Below are 4,240 nucleotides of genomic sequence, written 5' to 3'. Positions count from 1 at the left end.
TTCAGCACAGATTTAATCCAGATTTACCGTGGGGGAAAATCGAGACCTCAGAAAAATACCGAAAATAAGTTATTGATCTAAAGTGAGCTATAACGATTATTCGAAACAATCTTCCTCTATGCCAAATGGCTGACCAAATGCTCAGCCTTTTGTGTTTTTAGTGCCAAAAAAAACCGATTTTTCACAAATATTGAAAGCGTTTTTCCTTTTAACTCCTATTCACAGTTCTTTCATTAAATCCTGTAGATCCAGCCTTCTAGTATAAATTTCCAGGGAGCTATCATCTTTTTGGGGCCATTCTTCTTTGGGCTTGTCCCAATATAGTTCTACACCATTGCCATCAGGGTCGTCAAGGTAAAGCGCCAAGGATACTCCATGGTCAGCAAACCCCGTGAAAGTGTATTGGGTAATGTTTAGTCTGTTGTAAATCAAGGCTAAGTCTTTTTTGGCAGGATATACTATTGCAGTATGGAAAAGTCCCACACTGCGTTTGTCAGCTTCAGGACTACCCTTACTGTACCATGTATTTAAACCAATATGATGGTGATAACCCCCTGCTGATATAAAGGCAGCCTCTTGACCATACATCAATGTGATTTCGAAACCCAATAAACCACAATAAAAATCTAAGGAGCGCTTAAGGTCAGCTACTTTTAAGTGCACATGACCTATTCTTGTATTAGCGGGAATTATATAATCCTTATCCATTTGTATTTTTTTTTCTTAGTTTATGATTTTAAAACATCCTTGATTTCATCCAGTTTTTTGAACATAGATGCCGCAAATGGACACAGGGGAAGAATCTTGATATTTTTCTCTCTGGCCATATCCACGATTTTGTAGAGCATTTGCTTGCCTACACCTTTACCGTAATAGGCTGGATCAACTTCTGTATGATCTATGATAATCAAAGCATCACCTGCGATGGAATAGGTCATCATCCCGTCACGTTTCTCATTTTCCCGTGCCATTGCTAAGCCTTTGTTGCTGTCTTCTTTTAATAGTATTTTCATTAATATCTACTTTTTAAAGTTCTTAAACTGCTTGCCTAGGAAAGAGCATTTGGGGGAGGACCACCTGCTGGTTTGCTTTTATCTTCAGGTAAGGGCACATATTCTTCATTATCCAATGGTGGTAAAACAATACGTCCCTGTTTCCAGTCCTCTTTGGCCTGATCAATTCTATCTTTGCTACTGGACACAAAATTCCACCAGATGAACCGATCCCCCAGGTGTTCACCACCGAGCATCATCAACGTGGTTTTTTCTTTGGAAATAATCAAAGGGTCAACTCCTTTGGTGAACACTATCAGATTTCCTGCTTTGTAGGTGGTCCCGTTTACTTCGACGCTGCCACTGACAATATATGCACCTCTTTCGCTATGCCCGGTAGGCAATCCAAAATGAATTCCCTGATCCAGCACGACGTGTACATAAAACAAGGGGGAATGTGTCTTTACATTGCTTTTCAAGCCATAGGCATCTCCTGCAATTAAGCGCATCCAAACACCGGTATCTGTAAAAATGGGAAGCTGTTCAGGTTTATAGTTGCTAAAGGAGGGGTCGCTTTCTTCATCCTTTTCGGGCAGTGCTACCCATGTTTGTATCATTTCCAGTTCTCCTCCGGCCAGCATCGCAGGATCTTCAAACCGCTCACTGTGTGCAATGCCTTTTCCGGCAGTCATCCAGTTTACTTCTCCCGGTTTGATCACCTGCTCTATTCCGAGACTATCCCTATGAGTCACATTCCCACTGAACAAATAGCTTACTGTGGACAAACCAATATGTGGATGTGGCAATACATCAAGACTACTTATAGTTCCTGTCGGCATGTTTAACGGTCCGGCATGGTCCATAAAAATAAACGGCCCAACCATTCGGTGAAGCTGATAGGGAAGTATGCGTTTAACTGCAAAACCCGATGTAATTTTAGCCTTTCTGGCTTCTATAACTATATCAAGCATAATATTTTCTTTTGGGAAAAATGGCTTTTAATAACTTCAAATTCTTCTTCTGAAATTAGATTTGAAGTATATCTATGAAGATAATTGTGAAGTGACTCCATGAGCATAAATTGAAAAACACAAAGTTAAATTAACTTTGTGTTTTTTTCAGTTTTGAGGCTGCTAATTGATCTACCATCCAATAAATATTACCGGATTTGGGTTTTATGAGTTTTGCAGGAAACTTATGATAGGTTTCATTTCCCTCCAAAACCTGATACAGCGCATCCATCTTTTTCTCTCCAAAAACCAAAAAGATAATGATTTTAGCATCGTTTATGAGTGGTGCTGTAAATGTAATTCTATACATATCCTGTGATTTCAAAAAGTAAGCATCAACTTTCTTTTCCTTTTCTTCCAACACAGCTTCTCCAGGAAATAAGGATGCTGTATGACCGTCATCCCCCATCCCTAATAAAATCAAATCAAAGTGCTTAGAATCCTCCAAATGCGCTTCAAGTAAGGATTCATAAGTCTTGGCATAGGTTTCGGGAGAGACACCTTCTTTAAACATAGGGAAAATCTGATCTTTTGGCACAGGGAGTTGATTTAAAAGAACTTTGAATGCCGCTCCGGCATTGCTTTTTTCACTGTGTAAAGGGACCCACCGCTCATCACACCAAAAAACAAACACCTTGGACCAGTCAATTTTTCTCTTGTTCTCATCTTCAGCTAGCAGTTTGTAAAGACCATTTGGCGAAGACCCGCCCGTCAGGGCAACCGTAAAGCGACCTTTTTCTGATATCGCCTCGTTAGCAATCTGAATAAAAAGATCCGCAGTACGTTCATTCAACGCTTCGAGGTTCTGGAATTTCTCTAACATCCTTTATCTTTTTTATCTTGCTTCTTGATATCCATAGCCCAGAAATGCCCCTCTCGGGCTATTAAGGCTTCTGCTTTTTCAGGCCCCCAGCTTCCAGCTACATAGTTTGGAAAATCATCTCCACCTTGTTCCCATGCCTGCTGAATAGAAGCCAACACATCCCAGGCTTCCTCTACTTGGTCTGACCGCATAAAAAGCGTGGTGTCCCCTAACATGGCATCCAATAGCAAGGTTTCATAGGCTTCAGGAGTTTGCGTAGAGCAACTGTCATAATTAAAAATCATTTCAGAGGAATTGAGATTCATTTCCAATCCTGGTTTCTTGGTCATAAAGCGCAACTTGATATCCATTTGTGGCTGAATATGAATGGTCAGCCGGTTTGGAGTCAGACTATCCATAGGAAACGTGTTGTGAGGAATGGTCCGGAATTGAATGGTGATGGAAGAAGCTTTTTCGAGCATTCTTTTTCCTGTTCTCAGGTAAAAGGGAACTCCTTGCCAGCGCCAGTTATCGAGGTAAAACTTAATGGCAGCAAAGGTCTCTGTTGGGGAATTTTTATCGGTATCCGGTTCATCTCGATAGCCCACAACTTCTTTGCCTTTAATCCACCCGGATGCATACTGCCCTCTTACAGCATAGTGATGCACATCATCAACGGGGATTCTTCGAATGGCTTTCAATACGTCCACCTTCCGATTGCGTATTTCTTCTGCTTCAAAAGTCACGGGTGGCTCCATAGCGATCATGCACAGGATTTGAAGCAAATGGTTCTGAATCATATCCCGCAAAGCACCTGCGCCGTCATAATATCCTCCACGATCTTCCACCCCGCCATCTTCAGCCACCGTAATTTGTATATAATCAATATAACTTCGATTCCAAAGTGGCTCAAACAAACTATTGGCAAACCGAAATGCCAATATGTTCTGCACCGTTTCTTTACCCAAGTAATGATCGATTCTATAAATCTGCTTTTCGCTAAAAACCTCATCAAGCATATTATTGAGTGCTATGGCCGAATCCTTGTCATACCCGAAGGGTTTTTCAATGATTATCCGATCCCTTTCTTTATCTTCTGCCAGTCCATTGGCACTGATATTCCTACAAGCAGTTTCTATAAATTTCGGAGCTACGGAAAGGTAAAAAAGTCGATTGGCCCTATGTCCCCATGCTTTTTCCACCTTCTCTATTTCTGAGAGCAATTCTTTGTATGACTTTTCGTCTTCAATGTTGGAAGGAAAATAGTGTAAAGATTTTTTGAATTTGCCCCAATTTTCTGAATCAGGTTTTCCGCTTCTGGAAAATTCAGATAATCCTTTGTATAAATTTTTCTGGTAACTCTCATCATTCAATGCAGTTCTTCCCAAGCCATAGATAGCCAAATTATCAGGCATCCAACCATCTAAGAATAAATT

At 40.7% G+C, this 4,240-nt stretch carries 5 protein-coding genes; all 5 read right to left on the bottom strand.

All coding sequences use genetic code 11. The features are described 5' to 3' along the window. Positions 1 to 219: 219 nt before the first annotated feature. A complete protein-coding gene (locus ACEW8U_RS22995; protein ID WP_373524398.1) occupies positions 220 to 708 on the bottom strand; it encodes a VOC family protein in 489 nt (162 codons plus the stop codon). A 20-nt stretch (positions 709 to 728) separates the two neighbouring features. After that, positions 729 to 1,013, bottom strand: coding sequence for a GNAT family N-acetyltransferase (locus tag ACEW8U_RS22990; RefSeq protein ID WP_373524397.1), 285 nt, complete (start codon positions 1,011 to 1,013; stop codon positions 729 to 731). Between the two features lie 35 nt (positions 1,014 to 1,048). Continuing rightward, positions 1,049 to 1,963: a pirin family protein gene (locus tag ACEW8U_RS22985; protein WP_373524396.1), complete on the bottom strand. Its 915-nt coding sequence runs from the start codon at positions 1,961 to 1,963 to the stop codon at positions 1,049 to 1,051. A gap of 130 nt (positions 1,964 to 2,093) precedes the next feature. Continuing rightward, the gene (gene pgl, locus ACEW8U_RS22980; RefSeq protein WP_373524395.1) at positions 2,094 to 2,825 is read right to left on the bottom strand and encodes a 6-phosphogluconolactonase; all 732 of its coding nucleotides are present in this window, start codon (positions 2,823 to 2,825) and stop codon (positions 2,094 to 2,096) included. After that, on the bottom strand, positions 2,819 to 4,240 hold a 1,422-nt coding region (gene zwf, locus ACEW8U_RS22975), incomplete at its 5' end, for a glucose-6-phosphate dehydrogenase (protein ID WP_373524394.1). The genes pgl and zwf, both read right to left, overlap by 7 nt.

The sequence above is a fragment of the Aquiflexum sp. genome, from assembly GCF_041751335.1.
Taxonomy (GTDB): domain Bacteria; phylum Bacteroidota; class Bacteroidia; order Cytophagales; family Cyclobacteriaceae; genus Aquiflexum.
This window is presented reverse-complemented; position numbering and strand designations above follow the sequence as displayed.

Excerpts from the sequence above, each read along its gene's own strand:
- ACEW8U_RS22985 (WP_373524396.1), bottom strand. The coding sequence starts at position 1,963 with ATGCTTGATATAGTTATAGAAGCCAGAAAGGCTAAAATTACATCGGGT.
- ACEW8U_RS22990 (WP_373524397.1), bottom strand. The coding sequence starts at position 1,013 with ATGAAAATACTATTAAAAGAAGACAGCAACAAAGGCTTAGCAATGGCA.
- pgl (WP_373524395.1), bottom strand. The coding sequence starts at position 2,825 with ATGTTAGAGAAATTCCAGAACCTCGAAGCGTTGAATGAACGTACTGCG.
- ACEW8U_RS22995 (WP_373524398.1), bottom strand. The coding sequence starts at position 708 with ATGGATAAGGATTATATAATTCCCGCTAATACAAGAATAGGTCATGTG.